This window comes from Altererythrobacter sp. B11 (genome assembly GCF_003569745.1).
Taxonomy (GTDB): Bacteria; Pseudomonadota; Alphaproteobacteria; order Sphingomonadales; family Sphingomonadaceae; genus Croceibacterium_C.
In genome coordinates this window covers 1,722,072-1,741,772 of the sequence record NZ_AP018498.1, presented here as the reverse complement: position 1 = coordinate 1,741,772, position 19,701 = coordinate 1,722,072, and the positions used below count along the sequence as shown (strand labels likewise).

Sequence of the window (19,701 nt, the reverse complement as noted above, 5' to 3'; positions counted from 1 at the left end):
GCCGGTCCTTGGGAGCCGACCGGCCCGCCCTTCACCCCAGCGGATAGGAGACGATCACCTCTCCGCTGTCCGGTCCCTGATCGGACCGTATCCGGCGTTCGAAATAGAAGCGCGTCACCGGAGGCACCTCGCCGCGGTGGCACTCCGCCAGAACATCGTCATATTCCTTCGCTTCCAGCGTGCGCCGTTCGCGCTGACGAAGATATTCGGCCCAGCTGCGCACCTGGAACCGCTCGGCCCAGAAACCCGCCTCGGCCGCGTCCTGCAGCAGCGTGACCCGCCGGGCGCCATCGCGCATGCGGATGCGCTGGCGGGCGGCAACGGCGGCGAGGAACCGCTCCTGCTCCGCGGGGGGGACATTGTACTCGATCACCACCACCACGCCCACGCCCGAGGGCGCCTGCGGCAGGCTCTCATCCCGCTCCTGCGGGGCGGCGGTCAGCGCGCTCGACGCGACCTCCTCCACGGGGAAGCGCCAGGCGAGCAGCAGCGTGGTGAAGAGCACTGCGGCGCAGATGGGATAGGTGGAGCCGATGCCCACGCTCTCCCCCACCCGGCCCCAGAACCACGCGCCCGCGGACATGCCGCCGAAGGCGAACATTTGATACAGCGCCAGCGCCCGGCCGGAAACCCAGCGCGGCACGTTCATCTGCACCGCCACGTTGAAGGTGGAGAGCCCCAGCACCATCCCCCCGCCCACGCAGAACAGCGCCAGACAGGTAAGCGGCAACAGACGCGAGAATCCGATGAGCGCGAGCGAGGCCGACGTCACCACAATGGCGGCGCGGATCAACCCTTCGCTGGAGAGAACCTGCCGCAGGCGCCCGAGCAGCGCCGCGCCGCTCACCGCGCCCAGCCCCATGCAACCCATCAGCAGGCCGAACACCGGTGCGCCTTCGTGGAGCAGGTCGCGCGCGACCAGCGCCATCAGCGCGACGACGATCGCGGAGCAGAAGCCGAAGGCCATGGCCCGCAGGATGACCCGCCGCACCGGCGTGGAATGCAGCGCATAGGTGACCCCGTCATGGATCGCCGCCAGCACCGAATCCGCCGCCAGCGTCTTCCGCCGGGGCGGACGCCAGGCGATGAGGACGGCGATCAGGCCAAGATAGCTCACCGCGTTCAGCGCGAAATTCACCCGGCTGCCCGCCGCCGCCACCAGCACCCCGCCGATGGCCGGCCCGATCGTTCGGGCGATGTTGAAGGCCATGATGTTGAGGCCCACCGCATGGGGCACCTCTTCCCGCGGGACGAGATCGCCCACGGTGGACTGCCAGGCGGGCGCCATGATCGCCTGCCCCGAACCCACGAGAAAGGTCAGCAGCAGCAGCAGCACCGGCGTGACAAGGCCCGCGAAGGCCAGCGCAGCGAGCACGGCGGAAGCGCAGAACATCAGGATCTGCGCGCCGAACAGCACCAGCCGCCGGTCCAGAATATCGGCCAGCGCCCCGGCCGGCAGCGAGAACAGCAGGATCGGCAGGGTGGACAGCGCCGTGACCAGCGCCACCATTTCGGGCGATGGCGCCAGCGAGGTCATCAGCCAGGCGGCGCCAACCTGCTGCAGCTGGCTGCCGATCGAGCTGAAGATGCTGGCGAGCCAGATCGCCATGAACACCCGGTGCCGCAGCGGCGCCCAGGTGCCCGGCCCCCGGGCGCCGGATGCGCGTTCCTTCATGCCGGCCCGTCCCGCCCGTGCCTGTCCGGGATCAGCGGCTCCAGCCCGGATCGGAATGATAAGGAACGCTGGTGCCCACAGCTTCCACCTGCTGGATCTGGCCGCCCTTCAGCTTGAAGGCTTCGGCCAGTAGGATGCTGGAAGGCTTGTTGAACATGCTCACGGCCACCTTCTGGCCATCGGGCGTGGTCAGTTCCCGCTTGCAGCCGCAATGGTCGAACACGGCGAAGCCCATCACCGCCTGCCGTTCCACATCCACGATCGGGAAGCGCCGGTCATGCACCTCGGTCACCACGCCATAGAGGCCGGTGGAGAACTGCGCCTTGCAGCCCATGCCGCCGATATCGACCCCGCCCATCTTCACGATGCCGGGATTGTTGGTGGTCAGCATCCCGTTTTCCAGCCGGTCGCAATCCTCGGTGAAGGGATAATATCCCTTGCCGTCATTGTTCTCGATCGCGCTGAAGTAATTGTTCGCCGCAGCCACCAGTTCCTGCCGGGTCAGCCTTTGCGCCGGCTTGGGCTCGTCCATCCACAGGGCCTTGGGCGTCTTGAGCTTTTCCAGATAGGCATAGCCGGCATCGTTCCACGCCGGCCCCGCGCCGGTGCGATAGGTAACGAGTTCCACCTCGCTGATCTGCCCGAGATGCAACTTCACCCGCGCGCCCAGCGTCAGCCCATGGCCGTTCTCATCCATGGTGGAGAACACGCCGAACTGGCCGCTTTCGGGATCGGCAAAGACATGGCGATAGGCGCCGACCTTGCTGGCCGTCTGCCACATGCCGTTGTCGAAGCCCATCGCCTGGCCGTTTTCGGTATAGCGGGCATCCTCGGCCAGCGGCAGGCGAGAGGAATCCCGCGCCGCCAGCGCATCCAGGAACTGCCCCGCCATCTGCTCCATGCAGGCGCGCTCGCACGGGATCGGTGCGGGTTGGGGCTGCGCCGCCGCCGGAACGGCCACCAGCAGCGCCAGACACGGGCCGGCGATTGCGCCCAGCGCGGCGAACAGTCTTGCGATCATCGGAAGCTCTCCCCTTTTTATCTCAGTTGTTCGCGCCGGTTCGCGCGTCATCGTCATTCAGCCGCTGCACCGCCTCGCGATAGGGCTTCCAGCCCACCAGGGTGACGACAAGGGCGGCGGGCAGGAACACCAGATGCAGCAGCATGATCGACCACCGCAGATCTTCGGGCGAGGTGAAGAGGTAATCTGTCGTCGCCCCCGTGATCACCGGCGAAAGGCCCTGCCCCACCACCGTGAAGATGAAGAGATACAAGGCCATCACCTGCCCGCGGATCTGATTGGGCGTGACGATAAGCATCACCGCATTGAGCATCGGCCCGCTCATGCCCAGCGTCAGGAAGCCCACCGCATTGCAGGCCAGCGCCAGTTCCGGCGTGGGCATCAGCGGCATGGCGATGGCGAAGGGGATGTTGAGCATGCGGGTATAGACGATCACCCGGAACGGCGCATCGACCATCCCCGCCGCCTGCATCCGGTCCACCCAGCGCGAACCGATGAACAGCCCGCCCAGCATGGCGACGATCGAAACCACGCCGGCGGCGAGGCCATAGGTGGAAGGCTGCCAGCCATAGGTCCGTTCGAAGAAGGCCGCGCCCCAGGCGCGCCCCCCGCCATCCAGCGCCCCCAGCGTAAGGCCCACGAACAGCGGGCCGAACACGGCGAAGTGCAGCCACATATATTTGACCGCGCCCACCACCGGCACCTTTGACACATCGGCGCGGAAGGTGCGGCGCGCCGGTTCCTTCACGGTCAGCAGCAGCAGCGCCACGAGCAGGCCCGGCAGGCCCACCGCCATCATCACCGTCTGCCATGGACGCAGCGTGCCGACGAAGGGCAGCGTGGGCGTGCCCAGCGTGGTGATGATATAGATCATCGCCCCGCCCAGCAGCAGCGACAGGCCGCTGCCGGCGACGGAGCCGATCTGCAGGCCATAGATCGCCTTGGGCAGATCCTTGCGCGAGAAGCAGTCGGATACGATCGAGTAGGCCGTCGGCCCGTTCACCGCCTCGCCCGCGCCCACCACCATCCGCGCGGTGAACAGCTGGATGAAATTCCCCGCCAGGCCGCAGGCGGCGGTGGCGAGGCTCCACACGGTGATGCCGATGGCGATGATCTTCTTGCGGGTCCAGCGGTCGATCAGCGGCGACAGCGGGATGCCCACCACCACATAGACGAAGGCGAAGGCCGGGCCGAGCAGCAGGCTGGCCTGCGTGTCGGTGAGGCTGAAATCCTCGATGATCCGCTGGATCAGCAGGCCCAGGATGCCCTGGTCCAGCATGGCGAAGGTGGTGGCCAGCGCCAGCACGCCCACAGTGTACCAGGCCTCCCGCGGGGGCGGATAGGCCTGGAAGACATCCATGGGCATGGCGGTTTCCGGCCCCTGCCCCGCGGGCGGGACAGTCGGCGGAATCCCCAGATCGTCTTCACCGGCTATCGTACCCATTGCATACCTCCCCTTTGGCGCGGGCGCCCGTTCGATGCGGGCGCCCTGTGCCGGGCCACGCTCAGAATTCCTTGCGCAGCGTAAGTGACCATTCCCGCGGCCGACCGACCGTGGCGCTGAGGAAGCCGAAGCTCTCCCTCTGGTCGGTTATAGCCGTAAGGTAATATTCATCGAACAGGTTTGTCACCGCGCCCGCGATGGAGAAGCCCATATCTTCATTGTTGTAGGTCAGCCGCAGGTTGACCAGCGCATAGCCGGGCTGGACGGAGGATACGGCCCGCAAATCGTTGGAGAAATAGATGTCGGAGCGGTAGCTGACATCGATCCGCGGCGTCAGATACTGGTCCGGCCCCAGCGGCGCTTCATACTGGATCGCGCCCGAGAGGTTCCATTTCGGCACCCGCTGCTGCGGGCTGTCGAGGGTAAGGCCCTGCGTGGTGGCGAGCAGCTTCTTGTATTGGAAATCCGTGTATCCGGCATTGGCGGAGAGCATCAGGCCAGCCGCCGGCCGCGCCACGGCCTCCACTTCGAAGCCCTTGATGTCCGCATTGCCCACGTTCTCGTTGCAGAAGGGCACGCAGCCGCCGTTGCGGATCGTGGGATCGCGCAGCGTGCCCACGATGGCATCGAACTTCGTCAGGAAGGCCGCCGCATTCAGCCGCAGCATATTGCCCAGCAGGTTGCTCTTCACGCCGAGTTCGTAGGCGGTCACCTCCTCCGGCTTCAGGGCGAAGATGCCGCTGGCGCCGAACGGCCGCGCGTTGAAGGCCGAGGCGGTGAACCCGGTGGCATAGGAACCATAGACGTTGATGTCGTCCGTCAGCTCATAGGTCACCGACACGCGGGGGTTGAAGCGGTCGTCCTTGTTCGTCCCCGGCGCCACGAAGTTCAGCACGCTGAGGCCGGAAGGCGAATAGTCGCGATCGAAGGTGTAGGTCTTCTTCTCGTTCGAATAGCGCAGGCCGGCCGAGATGGTCAGCCGCTCGATCGGGCGGATGTCCACCGCGCCGAACAGCGCCCAGCTGCGCAGCGTCGCCCGGTCGTCGCTGAAGAAGTCCAGCGGAGATGGGATGAAGCCTTCCGTCTGCACCCGCGCGCCGTTGAGCGTGCGCGTATCGAGGTAGTAAGCGCCGAGCGTGTAATCGACCACATTGTCGAGCGCGGAGCCGAGCAGGCGCAGTTCCTGGCTGAACTGCCGATGGTTGAGCGAATTGCGCACTTCCTCGGTCGGCACCGCCAGCAGGCTCTGGCCGAAATCGCCATCATAGCGGCGATAGGCGGTGATCGAGGTGACATGCAGTTGCGCGGCGAGATCCGCCTCCACCGTCAGCGATCCGCCATAGGCTTCCATCTCGCCCAGCGAGGGGTTGTAGAAGCCGGTGCGTTCGTTGCCATAACGGGCGAAGGTGGAATAGCGGCCGGTGCTTTCGAAGGAATTGATCACCGTCTGCAGCTTCTCCAGCGTGGAGACGTCGAAGCCGTAATAGCTGGTGCCGAGCCCGCGCAGCCAGTTGGCGATGCCGTTGGTGTTCACCCCCGCCGCCGGGATCGAGCCGCCGCCGATCACGCCCGTTTCCGGGTTCACGCGGGAGCTTTGCACATCCAGGATCACTTCGGCCGAAGCGTCGGACTTCTCCTTGGTATAGTCGCCGGAGAGATAGACCTGTACCGCGCTCGTCGGCTCCCAGCCCAGCGTGCCCTTGAAGGCGTGGCTGTCGCCGCCGCCCAGCGTGCCCTTCTTGCAGCTGTCACCGTTGACCGGGCCCTGCCCCACTCCGCCGACATTGGCATTGCCATATTGCGGATAGACGCAGCGGTAATCCAGCCGCGTCACCTGCCCGTTCTGCCCCTTGGCGCTGCCGACCACGCGCAGGGCGAGGCCCTGGCTGATCCCGAGATCGTAGATCCCGCGCAGCTGATAGCGGTTGCGGCTGCCGGCGGTGATCTCCACCGATCCGCTGTTGTCGCCGCGCGGCTTCTTGGAAATGAGCCGGATCGCCCCGCCCACCGAATTGCGCCCGAACAGCGTGCCCTGCGGCCCGCGCAGCACCTCCACCCGCTCCAGATCCGCGACGTCGAACACCGAGCCGTAGGTGGTGGCGTAATAAACATCGTCCACATAGAAGCCGACGCGCGGTTCGAAGGTGGTGAGGAAGTCCAGCTGCCCCAGGCCGCGGATAAAGGCCTGGTTGGTGTTGGCCCCATAGCCGGAGCCGCCGCTGGTCATCTCCACATTCGGCACGCTTTCGGCGATGTCCAGCACGGTGCGGACGCTGCGCTGTTCCAGCTCCTCGCTGTTCACTGCAGAAATCGCGATCGGCACATCCTGCAGCGCCTGTTCGCGGAACTGCGCGGTCACCACGATTTCCGGGAGCTCCGCCCGGCGTTCCTGCGCCCGTTCCTGCCGGTCGGTCTCCTGCCCGGCATCCTGTGCCTGAGCGCCGGCCGGAGCCAGCAGGGCGGCCACCAGCGCAAGCCCGCTGGCCCGCGCGAAAAGCTTGGTCACGGGCTTCCCGCCCGCACGCGATACGGTCTTCATCTCCAGATCCTCTCCCCACTGCCCCGCAGGGCCTCCCGCCGCGCCCGGTTCATCCGGACTGCGGCACCTTCATCGTGCGACCATCACCCCCAACGGCCCGCTTCGGGGCCCATTGTCGGAACCATTGCCAGCTCGCCCGCCGCCGCGCGCACCGCGGGGCGGGCGGCGACGCGATCCAGCCAGCGCTGCGCCGCATCGGGCAGCGCGATATCGAGCGCGGAAAACTGCGCGGCATGGGGATAGACGGCGAGATCGGCGAGCGTGCAGTCTGCCCCCGCCAGCCAGCCGCCATCCGCCACCGCATCGGCAATGCGCGCCGCCGCCTTGTCCAGCGCCGCCCGCGCCCCCGCCACGGCATCCTCGCCAAAGCCCGCCAGCGCCGCCTGCCACAGCGCCCGCCGCTCCTCCGGCAGCCGCGCCAGTAAGGGCGGAGGCGTGCCATCGCCCAGCACCGCCCAGCGCAGGATGGCGAGCTGCGGGGCGATATGCGTCTCCACATATTTGCCCCAGCGATTCACCTGATAGCGCGCCCGCGGATCGGCCCCGCCCAGCGGCGGATGGGGAAAGCACTCGTCGATCCATTGCAGGATGAAGAAGCTCTCGGTCAGCACCGCGCCATCGGCCACCAGCACCGGCACCTGCCCCGCGTGGTTGAGCGCCAGCAATTCCTCGCCATGCTGTTCGAAGCCGGCGAGGTCGAGCGGGCGGGATTCATAGTCCGCCCCCTTCTCCGCCAGCACGATCAGCACCGCCGCCGAATGGCCCGCCGGCCCGCCGTGATACAGCGCGATCATGCCGCCACCGCCTCGGCCACGCCGAGCATCTGCCGCACTTCCGCCGCGCGGGCGGTGACGAAGCCGCGCCCGGTGGCGAAGCCCTTCTGCAGCCCCTCCCGCGCATGGCACCGCCGCAGCCAGTCCATCAGCGCGGGGCGGAGCCTGTCGTTCACTTCCTCCGGCCAGGATTGGGGGAGGTGGTAGAAGGTGGCCATCACATTGATGTCCGCCAGCGAAAACTCTGCCCCCGCCAGCCAGGGCCCGCCCTGCGCCAGCAGATTCTCGAACCAGGCGAAGCTGGCGGAGACGCGGCGGGCGGATTCGTCGAGATCGGCCTGCGGCGTCTTGCCGAACATCAGCTTTTCCCACGCCGCGCGCCGTTCCGGCAGCGGGATCTTCGCCAGCTGCCGCCGCTTCTCCGCCTCGTCCACCGCGACATAGCGCGGGGCGGCGAGGCGGTTGGAAGCCAGCATGGCGAGGCACGGGGCCACGACATTGTCCATATACCGCATCACCTGCCGCATCCGCCACCGCGCGGTGGGGTCCGCCGGGCGCAGCGCGGGGCCGGCGAAGGCATCGTCGATATATTCCATCGCCGGGGTGCTTTCGGTCATCACGAAGCCGTCATGCACCACGGCGGGGATCGTGCCGTCCGGGTTGATCGCCAGGAATTCCGGGGAGAACTGCTCCATCTGCCCCATGTCGATATAGCGATGCGTGAACGGCACCCCCTTTTCGTGCAGGCACAGCAGGGGCTTTCCCGAATTGGCGTTCGGCTCCCAGGTATAGACCTCGAGCATCGGCACCCTCCCCCTCTGCCGTCCCGGCTTATCCGGTTCCGGCGCATCCGCTTTCCGGGATGTCTGAGGAGGGTGCTACACCCCTATATTGACACCGTCAATAAGCTATTTTTGCAGAGTCAAAAAGGTCGCGAGACAGCCCGGACTTCCCCGCGCTGGAACACGCTGGAACAGGGTTCATGCTCAGTAATAGCCCCGCTCCGGCGCGACCAGCCACCATTCGGGCTCGCCCGCCTCGAAGGCTTCCAGCTGCAGCGCTTCCACCTCGCCGATATCGTTGCCCAGCGAATGGAGCGAGGGCGCATCCTCGGGCCGCGCCGCCTCCATCGCCAGCAGCCGCCGCTCGAAGGCCGGGATCGGCTGGCCCCCGCGCATGGCGCCGGACTCCTCCTCGCCAAAGGCAGCGGCGAAAGCGGCGAAATCGGCGAGCGACCGCCCGCCGGGCAGCGCGGCCGCCGCGGGCGCAGGCGCGGCAGAGACGGCCGGGGCGGCAGCGGCGGCGCGCACCGGAGCGACACGCGGCTCGGGCAGCGCCTCCCCCTGTTCCAGCGCCGCCAGCGCCGCATCGAAATGCTCTTCGGACAGCGCGGCATCGGCCTGCTCCGCCCGCCGGTCCAGCCGGGCGAGATGCGCCAGCAGCAGGCGCCCGTCATAGCGGCGGCGGGTAGCGACCTCCTCGCCATGATAGAACACCGCCTCCTCCACGCCGTTCAGAGCGCGCTCGGCCAGCACCGCCTCGGCATGGGCGCGGGCGAGCACCAGCGCCGCATCCCACAGCCGCGCGAAATCGACCGAGGCCCGCCGCGCGCGATAGGCCGTCTGCGGCGAAACCCCCGCCGCCTCGCACGCGACGCGGACATTGCCGCACTGCGCCAGACTCTCGCAAAACAACACCTGCCGCCGCGCAGAAAACAGCGGCGGAGCCGCGGGCGCGGGATCGGCGTGGAGCGCGGGTTCAGCCGCGCAGTCAGCGACGCCGGCGGGAACGACAGGATGGGCGGCGGGAGAGAGATCGGACATGGTTCACCTGTGAAGCGGATGCAGGGAACCGGAGTGAGGCATGGATGCGGGGGTGTAGGGAAGTGTGAGGTACGAATGGACTAGGACGGGGCTACCAGCGCCAAGATGGATGCTATGGAAGATGTGGCGCGTTCGCACACGATGCTGGCGAGATGTTTTCCGCTACTCTTCCAGCGTGCTGAGCAACAGAGACCGAATAGGATAACATAAAAGGACCTGTACACCTGCACAACTGTGGGACCATCCAAACTAAAGCCCCTCGCTGAGGCCGGACGATCTCATCAATGCTCCGCTTCTTACTCGGGCAGCAGCGCGACAAGTGCCTCCAGTTTAGCGATAAACGCCGTGAGTTCGGACGCCGAATTGGTGGCTCCCGTCACTGCCAAACCGGCAGATGATAGATTGAAGTCTAAGTCCCCCTTATTCCAAAATACGGCAGCGCCGATCCCCGTCAGATTCTTGCTTTCCTGATCGTGCTCCGCTGGCTTTTCCCCCGGATTGTCCGTTTTAGGAGCCAAATCTGCATCGGCATGGACCTCATTGGCAACACTCTCGAAAACACCATTCATCTCCAAGTAGCGGTTAGTGGCGAGAAAGTTTTTCAGAGCCTTGTCCGCCCCATCATTGGTGAAGCCGCTCTGAATTAGAAAAGAGCGAACGGCATTCTCTCCTGGTATCTCCCCGTCAAACCGATCGAACACGGACTGGAACAGCGCTGGCGCGTGCCCCGCCTTACGCAAAGCGTCCTTCTTCTTGCTATCAGGAAAGCCGTGCAGAATATCCTCCGCGATCTGCGTAACGCGACACTCTCCCTTGGAAGTATTTTCAAGCAGGTCATACTGCACAAGGGAACCTAGAACCTGCATCGAGCGACCGGTGAGGCCGGTGTACCCAATGTCCTTGGCCGCATCTTCTCGCGTGATAAGCACCTTGCGGTTCTTGTCATAAATAGCCTCCACCGCCTTCACTGCATCTTCCAGTGACAACGCCGGGAAATTGGGACTCCTCATCCGCGACATACAGTTTCCTCCTAACTAACTCGCTTTTGCACCCGCAAACCGGGGTTGTCAACAAAACACCCGCTAACGTGACGGTTAGCGGGTTGACGATCGGAGTGGGGTGTGCTGAAACCGTCCCGCCGAGTCCAGGAAGGGACCGGCAGGAAGGCGGTGCGTGCAATGTTGGATGTGTAAACGGAGCCGGTAACGATAGCCGGAACGAAAAAGGCCCGACCAAGCGGCCGGGCCTCCATTCCCCAGGACGGTAGCCGCCCATGCGAGAACTCTGTGGAAAGAAGTGAATCGCATTTCTGCCGTCCCAACGCAAGGAAAATGCGATGGTATGGGTTTGCTCCTACTGCCGTCTGCGCTTTGGACGTGTTGAACACGTCCGCGCACACTGGCGCTCCTATCCAGCGTGACGGTCTGGTTCATTCGCTCGCCTTGAGGTCCACCTCGGCTTTTTATCAACACCTTACCCCCGCTTCGGCGGGGGCTTTTCTGCGGGTCCCCAGATGAATTCTTCGGTCCGGTCTGAACAGATCCGGTGATCGTCTCATGCAGAACCGGGGCGAAGAACAGCGAACCGATGGGATGGAGAAATGGGGCACCGACTCCACCCCCCTCACCGAATACCGTGAGCCTCGGCACAAAGCTGCAGCACGGGGGCGAGCGTGGCCTTGTCATAGCCGCCATAGGCGGTGGTGACGCCGCGCGCTTCGGCCTCGGCGACGACGCAGCGGCACAGATTGTCGGCCTCCGAACCGGACAGGCCGAGCGGGCCGAGCTTGCGGCGGCAGTTGGCTTCACGGGTCTCCCGGCTGTCGAGCGCGTCCAGCTGCCCGCTGGTTCGCCCCGCGTCCCACAGGATCAGCGGCACGCCGACGACGGCGAACAGCACCGGAAACAGCCATTTCGGAACCTGCTGCACCTGTGCCTCCCTGCCCTGCGCTGCCTCCGCAGGATGGCGGCGAGGGGTAAGGATTTGGTTTAGCGCGCTGGCGGGGCGCTTGTGGGTGTTGGGTGGTTGGGTTGGGTTGGCGCGCATCCTTCGACAGGCTCAGGATGAGCGGTGTAGGGGTGTGGGGCTTGGTGTGGGTGTGGGGTGCGACCCCCTCCTTCGTCATTCCCGCGTAGGCGGGAATCCAGCCGGCCTCGTGCGCATCCTTCGACAGGCTCAGGATGAGCGGGCTTCGACAAGCTCAGGATGAACGGGTTTGGGGATGGGAGCGGGAGCGGCCCACCTTTTCCGTCATTCCCGCGCAGGCGGGAATCCCGCGCCGTGGCCTCCCCCCGCTTCCGAGTCACTCCATTCCCAGATCGCCCACGCCCGGTCCGCTCATCCTGAGCTTGCCGAAGGACGCGCGCTCCACCGCACTGGGCCGCACTGGATTCCCGCCTGCGCGGGAATGACGAGGGTAGGGGCGCCCTTCCCCCGCTCATCCTGAGCCTTGCCCAAGGATGCGCGCTCCACCGCACTGGGCCGCACTGGATTCCCGCCTGCGCGGGAATGACGAAGGGGAGCCGGCAGCCGCTCATGCTGAGCCTGTGGAGCGGGCGCGCCCACCCCTCCCCCGCCCATCCTGAGCCTGTCGAAGGAGCCGCGCCCTGGTCAGCCGGCCTTGAGCAGGGGCTTGAGATAGTGCCCGGTGAAGCTGCGCGGTTCCTGCACCACTTGTTCGGGGGTGCCTTCGGCGACGATTTCGCCGCCGCGCACGCCGCCTTCGGGGCCGAGGTCCACGATCCAGTCCGCCACCTTGATGACATCCAGATTGTGTTCGATCACCACCACGCTGTTGCCCTGGTCCACCAGCCGCTGCAGCACTTCCAGCAGCTTGCGCACATCCTCGAAATGCAGGCCGGTGGTCGGCTCGTCGAGGATATAGAGCGTCTGCCCGGTGGAGCGGCGGCTGAGTTCCTTGGCGAGCTTCACCCGCTGCGCCTCCCCGCCCGAAAGCGTGGTGGCCTGCTGGCCCACCTTCACATAGCCGAGGCCGACCTCGTTCAGCATATGCATCCGGTCGCGGATGGGGGGCACGGCCTTGAAGAACTCCTCCGCATCCTCGATCGTCATGTCGAGCACGTCGGCGATGCTCATGCCCTTGAACTTCACCTCCAGCGTTTCGCGGTTGTAGCGCTTGCCGTGGCATTCCTCGCACGTGACATAGACATCGGGCAGGAAGTGCATTTCGATCTTGATCAGGCCGTCGCCCTGGCACGCCTCGCACCGGCCGCCCTTGACGTTGAAGCTGAAGCGCCCCGCCTTGTAGCCGCGCGCCTGCGCCTCCGGCAGGCCGGCGAACCAGTCGCGGATCTGGGTGAAGGCGCCGGTGTAGGTGGCCGGGTTGCTGCGCGGGGTGCGGCCGATGGGCGACTGGTCGATCTCGATCACCTTGTCGCAATGTTCGAGGCCGGTGATCCGGTCATGCGGCCCGGCGATCACCCGCGCGCCGTTGAGCGTGCGCGCGGCGCCGGCATAGAGCGTGTCGATGGTGAAGCTGGACTTGCCCGAGCCGGAGACGCCGGTGATGCAGCAGAAGGTGCCGAGCGGGATGGAGGCGGTGACGCCCTTGAGGTTGTTGGCCCGCGCGCCATGCACCGTCAGCTTCTTGCCATTGCCCTTGCGGCGCTTCGCCGGCACCTCGATTTCGCGGGTGCCGTTGAGATAGGCGGCGGTGAGGCTCTTCTTCGATTTCAGGATCGCCTTGAGATCGCCTTCGGCCACCACTTCGCCGCCATGCACGCCGGCGCCGGGGCCGAGATCGACGATATAATCCGCCGCGCGGATCGCATCCTCGTCATGCTCCACCACGATCACCGTATTGCCGAGATCGCGCAGCCGCTTGAGCGTGACCAGCAGCCGGTCGTTATCCCGCTGGTGCAGGCCGATGCTCGGCTCGTCCAGCACATAGAGCACGCCCGACAGCCCGCTGCCGATCTGGCTGGCGAGGCGGATGCGCTGGCTCTCCCCGCCGCTCAGCGTGCCGCTGGTGCGGTCGAGATTGAGGTAATCGAGCCCGACATTGTTGAGGAAGCCCAGCCGCTCCACGATCTCCTTGAGGATGGCGCGGGCGATCTGGTTCTGCTGGTCGTTCAGCCGCTCCGGCAGATCGGTGAACCATTGCAGCGCGTTGGTGACGGAGAAGCGCACCGGCGTGGCGATATCCTCGCCCGCCACCTTCACCGCCAGCGCCTTGGGATTGAGGCGCGCGCCATGGCACGTCTCGCAGGGCTGCGCGGTCTGGAACCTGGCCAGTTCCTCGCGCATCCAGGCGCTGTCCGTCTGCTGCATGCGGCGGTTGAGATTGCCGATCACCCCTTCGAAGGCCTTGCGCACGGTGTATTCCTTGCGCCCGTCCTTGAAGGTGAGGTCCACCGCCATGCCGCCGGTACCGTGGAGGATGATGGTCTGCTGGTCCGCCGCCAGATCCTTCCACGGCGTTTCCAGGCTGAAGTCATAGGCCTTGGCCAGGCTCGAGAGCACCTGCATGTAATAGGGTGAGGGCGGGTTGCTCTTGGCCCAGGGCACCACGGCGCCCTTCTTCAGGCTCAGCTCCTCGTTCGGGACCACCAGCTGCGGATCGAACAGCTGCTTCTCCCCCAGCCCGTCGCAGGTGGGGCAGGCGCCCTGCGGCGCGTTGAAGGAGAACAGCCGCGGCTCGATCTCCTCGATGGTGAAGCCGCTGACCGGGCAGGCGAATTTTTCGCTGAACACGATGCGGTTGGCGGGGACGCCGGCGCCCTTCAGATTGGTGCCCTGCCCTTCCCCCTCGCGCCCCGGCACCACGCCGTCGGCCAGGTCCGCATAGGCGAGCCCCTCGGCCAGCTTGAGCGCGGTTTCGAAGCTGTCGGCCAGCCGCGTCTCGATCCCCTCGCGCACGGCGAGGCGGTCCACCACCACTTCGATGTCGTGCTTGTATTTCTTGTCGAGCGCGGGCGCGTCCTGGATCTCGTAGATCTCGCCGTCGATGCGCACGCGGGTGAAGCCGGCCTTCTGCCATTCGGCCAGTTCCTTGCGGTATTCACCCTTGCGCCCGCGCACCACGGGGGCGAGCAGGTAGAGCCGCGTGCCTTCGGGCAGCGCCATCACCCGGTCTACCATGTTGGAGACGGTCTGCGCCTCGATCGGCAGGCCGGTGGCCGGGCTGTAGGGTATGCCCACCCGCGCCCACAGCAGGCGCATGTAGTCATAGATCTCGGTGACGGTGGCCACGGTGGAGCGCGGGTTGCGGCTCGTCGTCTTCTGCTCGATCGAGATCGCGGGGGAGAGCCCCTCGATATGCTCGACATCGGGCTTCTGCATCATTTCCAGGAACTGGCGCGCATAGGCGGAAAGGCTTTCCACATAGCGCCGCTGCCCTTCGGCATAGATCGTATCGAAGGCGAGACTCGACTTGCCGGAGCCCGAGAGGCCGGTGATCACGATCAGCGAGTCGCGTGGCAGATCGATGTCCACGCCCTTGAGATTATGCTCCCGCGCGCCGCGGACGGAAATTTTTGTCAGACTCATAAAGGCAGGATGTTCCGCAAATGTTCGTGGCGGTCAAGAGGCGGGACGAACCGCCGCGGGGTGCATGTGGGAATGTGCGGCGCACAATGGAAGGGGCGGTTTGCCCGGCGTTGCAGCGCAAAACGAATGCCTGCCGCCGCGAAGCTTAACAGAACCAAACACCCCACTTCTGCATCTGTTCCAGCACCTTGTTCTTTTTAGTGCTATAAAGAAAATAACCTAGGTTATTACACATTTATACTTAATATTTCGACCGTATTTCCTGATAACTTTGCGTTAACAATTTGTTAACCGATCAGCTCTGTTTTCACCCGCACAGAACAAAAAAATCCTTCACGGACGGGAGGTTACGGAGATGATCACATGCGAGACTACATGAGGAACACCGTCCGCAAGGCCCTGCTGCTCTCGGTCGCAGCAGGGGGAATAACGGCGCCAGCGCTCACCGCCCCCGTGCAGGCTCAGGCGCTGCAACCGGCGGTGGACCTGTGCACGGGAATAACCTTGCCCCGCTCCGCAATCACGGAAGTTATCGGCGCCGTAAATCAGCCGATCGTCGAACAAACCGAAACGACCGTAAAATGGACTGACGACAGTCACGCTGCTGCTTGCGCCACTGGCGGACATCACCGATCTTGATCTCGATCTGGACTCCATTCTCGCCGACGCGGCCCAGGGCGACCCGATCAATCTGCAGATCCTGGATACCGACGGCAATGTCGTTGGCGCCTCCGACAGCTGCAACGTGACGGCAGACGGCTTCCAGCTCGATGCCGAAGGCGGCCTCGCCATCGGCGGCAACCAGATCACCGGCCTGGGGGCCGACGGGGCGGCGCCTTCCGCCGCCGATGTCAATTCCATCGCCCTGGGCAACAACGCCACAGTGACGGGCACTGCCCCCGCCTCCGTCGCCATCGGCACCGATGCCAGCGTGACTGCGGCCAATAGCGTGGCACTGGGCACCGGCTCCACCGCCGCGCGCGGGGCACAGACCGGCTATGCCGCACCCGGCCTTGCCGGAACCTACAGCTCTGCCGGCGAGGTTTCCTTCGGCGCGCCGGGCGCGGAGCGGCAGCTGACCAATATCGCCCCCGGCACCGCCGCCACCGATGCCGCCACCGTGGGCCAGGTGCAAGGCGCGCTGGATGCGGTGGACGCGCTGGCGGACGCAGCCGTGCAATATGACGATGCCACGCAGGCCACCGCCACTCTGGGCGGGGCCGGCGGCACCAGGCTGACCAATGTGGCGCCGGGCGCGCTCAACACCACATCCACCGATGCGGTGAACGGCGCGCAATTGTTCGACGTGAACCAGCGCGTGATCGCCAACTCCAGCGCCATCGCGGCGATCGACCCGGTGGCGGGCAATGCCGTGGCCTATGACGATGCATCGCTGGCATCGGTGACGCTGGGCGGCACGACCGGCACCACCATCTCCAACGTGGCCGACGGCACGCTGGCCGATACCTCCACCGAAGCGGTGAACGGATCGCAGCTTTACGCCACCAATGTGCGGGTGACCGCGAACGAGGCGGATATCGACGTGCTGCAGCAGCAGGTCGCCAATTCACCGGTGGGCTATGTCACCGACGCCGATGCCACCGTGCCCAGCGCGGTGCCCACCAACACCGTCGCCATGCGTGGCGCGGTGGCGGCGCCGGTGCGCCTCACCAATGTGGCCCCCGGCACGCTGGCGGCCGATTCCACCGATGCGGTGAATGGCGGGCAGCTTTATGCGACCAATCAGGCCGTGGCCGCCAACCGCGCCGATATCGACCAGAACACGGCCGACATCGACACGATCAACAACAATCTGGCCGGCAGCACGGTGGTGGCGGTGCAATATTCCGATCCCGCCAATCCGAATGTCAGCAATGGCGGCACGATCACCAATGACGTGGCGCTGGTCGGCGCGGATGGCGGCGCACCGGTGGCGCTGCACAACGTCGCCAACGGCACGCTGGCGACTGACGCGGTGAATCTGGGCCAGATGCAAAGCGGACTGGATGCCGCCATGGCGACGTCGATGGATTACACCGACCAGCGCATCGCACAGGTGGGCTTCGACCTCGCCGATCTGCGCCGTGACGCCTATTCCGGCACCGCCAGCGCGCTGGCCATGGCTGGCATTCCGCAGACGCTGGATCCCGAGCGGGCGATGGTTGGCGGCGCGATCGGCCATTATCGCGGGCAGACGGCCTTCGCCCTCGGCGCCTCCACCGCCTTCAGCGAAGGCCGCGTGGTGGCCAAGGCGGGGGCCACCATGGATACCCATGGCAATGGCGGCTTCACCGCCGGGGCTGGCTTCAGCTTCTGATCGCCGGTTCTCCGGGGCGGGGGCCGCGGTGCGTTGCGCCGCGGCCCTTCGCCTGTCGACTACCCCCACCTCGTCGCCCCGGCCCCCGAGCCGGGGCCCCGCTGCCTTGCGGAGCCACCCTGCCTCGACGGGCAGCGCGAGACCCCGGGTCAAGCCCGGGGTGACGGGCACATGGTCGCCACGCTTTGCCTTCCGGTGCTTGCCTGCCCGGCGTCCATGCCTATCCTCTGCCCATGCCCCGCCTGTTCGCCGCCATTCGTCCGTCCGCCTCCGTGCGCGATGCGCTGATCGACACGATGGAAGGGGTGGAGAATGCGCGCTGGCAGGATGAGGACCAGCTGCACCTGACGCTGCGCTTCATGGGCGAAGTCGGTGCCCGCGAGGCGGAGGATCTGGCCGCCGCGCTGGAGCAGTTGCAGGCACCGCCCTTCACGCTGGAAATCACCGGCGTGGGCCATTTCGAACACAAGCGGCGGGTCCATGCCCTGTGGGCCGGCATCGCGCCCTCCCCCGCGCTGGCGGTGCTGCAGCGCCGGGTGGAGCGCGCCTGCCGCAGTGCGGGCCTGCCGCCGGAGCGACGCCGCTTCACGCCGCATGTCACGCTGGCGCGGCTCAACAGTTCGAGCGGGCCGATTGCCGGCTGGCTGGCGCAGCACGCCATGCTGCACAGCGCGCCGTTCGAAGTGCGCGAGTTCATCCTCTACGAAAGCCTGATGGGCCAGGGCGGATCGCATTACGAACCGCTGCTGCGCTTTCCCCTGCGCGGCGGCGCGGAGGGGTAGCACCGTCCAATTTTGGGACCGCTCCAGCGCTGCTGCTGCGGCGACGGGTCCGCGCGGCTAGGCGGCATCATGCGCGCAGGCTGAGGCCGTTGCGCAGTGCTGCGATTCGAAGGGTGCGAAATTGCCTGACAGCTGGCCGAGCCCGGAGCCGAGGCCGCGGGACTTCCACGCGAAGTTCTCGCGCCGCGCGGGTGCGCGGGGGATCGGTGCGCGCCGGGGGCCACGCCACGCCGGGCGGCGATTGGCGGTGCTGGCCGCCGCTTTCGCCGTGCCTGCCGTTGCCGCGCCGGGCGAATGGCACCTGCCCGCACCGGTCGAGGCCCCTGCGCCGGTAAAGCCGCTGGGGTTCGAAGTGCCGGGGGAAAGCTTCCCGGGTTCCGCCTTCTATTATCTTGCCGATGCGCCCTATGTGCCCTCCGCCGCGGCCGCGCGCGAAGCAGCGCCGGCTCAGGCGGATTATGCCGCGCCGCCGGGCATCCCCGGCTTGCTGCCGACGGGCCCCGCTGCCCGGGCGTTGACGGCGGCAGGCACCGCTACCGACCGGCTGCGGGCGCAACGCTGCCTGACCATGGCGATCTATTACGAGGCCGCGACCGAATCCGATGCCGGGCAGCGGGCCGTGGCGCAGGTGGTGCTGAACCGCGTGGCGCACCCCAGCTATCCCGATACGGTGTGCGGCGTGGTGTTCCAGGGCTCCGAACGGAGCACCGGCTGCCAGTTCACCTTCACCTGCGACGGGTCTCTGGCTCGGGCGCCCGCCCAATTGTGGTGGGATCGCGCTTCCCGCGTGGCGCGCGCGGCGCTGGCGGGCGCGGTCTATCGCCCCGTGGGGCTGGCGACGCATTATCACACGCTGGCGGTGCATCCCTATTGGGCGGATAGCCTGCAGAGCGTGGGCGCCATCGGCGCGCATCGCTTCTATCGCTGGCGCGGCGCGGCGGGCATGGCCGGCGCCTTCACCGAAGCCTATCGCGGGCGCGAGCCGGTGCCTGGCCCCGCCCCGCGCACCGCGGCGACGCTGGTGTCCGACACAGCGGCAGTGGCGGACCCGCTGGCGCTGGCGCGAGCGTATGAACGGCAGTTCGCCGCCACCGCGCTCCCCGTTCCGATGCCGCAGGCGGCCGCGCCCGTCGCCCCCGAGCCCGCGGCCAGGGCGCCCCAGTCGCTGCTGGGCGTGGCGCAGCAAAGCGGTGAAATCAAACAGGAATATAGCCGGAGCGGGCGCTGGATTGCGCATCCCTGAAGCGGGCTTTTGCTGCGCTCCGTGGCACACGGGGACGGGGATTAGTATTCGGACAACCATGTGTCGGAACGCTTGCTTAGCTGCACCGGTCTATTGGAACGGCATACGCTTTCCTGGAGCCGACAGAACCACCGATGACGATCCGCTTTGCCGCCCCGCCCTCTGCCTGCCGGACCCGCATGTCCCCCCGCAATGCGCGTGCCGCCTGCGGCGTGCCTGCCAATGACAACGCGGCCGGCGCGCGCTCCCTGCGCCGCGCCCGTGAGGGCAAGCCGCAGGCGGGCGCGATGCCGCGCGACGTGATGCTGCATGCGGCGCTGCACCACTTCGCCCGCCACGGCCTCGCCGCCGCGCGCAGCGCGCATACGCAGGCCGTGGCCGCCTTCGCCGCCGGGCGGCAGGAGGAGTATCAGTGGTGGCGCGAGATCTGCCGCGCGCTGGACCGGCGGATGGCGGGGGATCTCGACGCGCGCATCGGCTCCGCCGGCTGACGCCGCGCGACCGCAGAGGGCCGTGGAGCGCAGTTGCCGACGCATTAACCGCACATTGACGTTGGTACGCTAGTCCGTTCGCCGG

Annotated in this window: 14 protein-coding genes; 4 read left to right on the top strand and 10 right to left on the bottom strand. The window is 66.7% G+C overall.

The features are described 5' to 3' along the window. Nucleotides 1-31: 31 nt before the first annotated feature. From AEB_RS08395 to uvrA, 10 genes are all read right to left on the bottom strand, one after another. Entirely contained in the window at nt 32-1,675 is a 1,644-nt protein-coding gene (locus AEB_RS08395; RefSeq protein ID WP_119082786.1) for an MFS transporter, read from the bottom strand. Between the two features lie 31 nt (nt 1,676-1,706). After that, nucleotides 1,707-2,696: a hypothetical protein gene (locus tag AEB_RS08390; protein ID WP_119082785.1), complete on the bottom strand. Its 990-nt coding sequence runs from the start codon at nt 2,694-2,696 to the stop codon at nt 1,707-1,709. Nucleotides 2,697-2,718: 22 nt separating this feature from the next. Further along, on the bottom strand, nt 2,719-4,140 hold the full coding sequence (locus AEB_RS08385; protein WP_119082784.1) for an MFS transporter: 1,422 nt from the start codon (nt 4,138-4,140) through the stop codon (nt 2,719-2,721). 61 nt (nt 4,141-4,201) lie between these two features. Beyond that, complete coding sequence (locus AEB_RS08380; protein WP_172593031.1) at nt 4,202-6,646, bottom strand: TonB-dependent receptor; 2,445 nt, start codon at nt 6,644-6,646, stop codon at nt 4,202-4,204. Between the two features lie 116 nt (nt 6,647-6,762). Continuing rightward, nucleotides 6,763-7,473, bottom strand: coding sequence for a glutathione S-transferase family protein (locus tag AEB_RS08375; RefSeq protein WP_119082782.1), 711 nt, complete (start codon nt 7,471-7,473; stop codon nt 6,763-6,765). After that, complete coding sequence (locus AEB_RS08370) at nt 7,470-8,255, bottom strand: glutathione S-transferase family protein (RefSeq protein WP_119082781.1); 786 nt, start codon at nt 8,253-8,255, stop codon at nt 7,470-7,472. Before AEB_RS08370 ends, AEB_RS08375 begins: the two co-directional genes overlap by 4 nt. Before the next feature lie 183 nt (nt 8,256-8,438). Then, the gene (locus AEB_RS18270) at nt 8,439-9,275 is read right to left on the bottom strand and encodes a hypothetical protein (protein ID WP_188115290.1); all 837 of its coding nucleotides are present in this window, start codon (nt 9,273-9,275) and stop codon (nt 8,439-8,441) included. Nucleotides 9,276-9,571: 296 nt separating this feature from the next. Next, nucleotides 9,572-10,294, bottom strand: coding sequence for a hypothetical protein (locus AEB_RS08360; RefSeq protein ID WP_119082780.1), 723 nt, complete (start codon nt 10,292-10,294; stop codon nt 9,572-9,574). 604 nt (nt 10,295-10,898) lie between these two features. Beyond that, nucleotides 10,899-11,204, bottom strand: a complete 306-nt coding sequence (locus tag AEB_RS08355; RefSeq protein WP_119082779.1) for a hypothetical protein — start codon at nt 11,202-11,204, stop codon at nt 10,899-10,901. Between the two features lie 681 nt (nt 11,205-11,885). Continuing rightward, nucleotides 11,886-14,783, bottom strand: coding sequence for an excinuclease ABC subunit UvrA (uvrA, locus tag AEB_RS08350; RefSeq protein ID WP_119082778.1), 2,898 nt, complete (start codon nt 14,781-14,783; stop codon nt 11,886-11,888). A 745-nt stretch (nt 14,784-15,528) separates the two neighbouring features. On the opposite strand from uvrA, the gene AEB_RS08340 reads away from it, so the two are divergent. The 4 genes from AEB_RS08340 to AEB_RS18400 all read left to right on the top strand — a co-directional run bounded on the left by AEB_RS08340 (nt 15,529) and on the right by AEB_RS18400 (nt 19,616). After that, on the top strand, nt 15,529-17,100 hold the full coding sequence (locus tag AEB_RS08340; protein ID WP_119082776.1) for a YadA-like family protein: 1,572 nt from the start codon (nt 15,529-15,531) through the stop codon (nt 17,098-17,100). Nucleotides 17,101-17,333: 233 nt separating this feature from the next. Next, nucleotides 17,334-17,882: an RNA 2',3'-cyclic phosphodiesterase gene (gene thpR / locus AEB_RS08335; protein WP_119084538.1), complete on the top strand. Its 549-nt coding sequence runs from the start codon at nt 17,334-17,336 to the stop codon at nt 17,880-17,882. 121 nt (nt 17,883-18,003) lie between these two features. Then, the gene (locus AEB_RS08330; RefSeq protein WP_231958961.1) at nt 18,004-19,125 is read left to right on the top strand and encodes a cell wall hydrolase; all 1,122 of its coding nucleotides are present in this window, start codon (nt 18,004-18,006) and stop codon (nt 19,123-19,125) included. 134 nt (nt 19,126-19,259) lie between these two features. Further along, nucleotides 19,260-19,616, top strand: a complete 357-nt coding sequence (locus AEB_RS18400; RefSeq protein ID WP_231958960.1) for a hypothetical protein — start codon at nt 19,260-19,262, stop codon at nt 19,614-19,616. Nucleotides 19,617-19,701 lie beyond the last annotated feature (85 nt).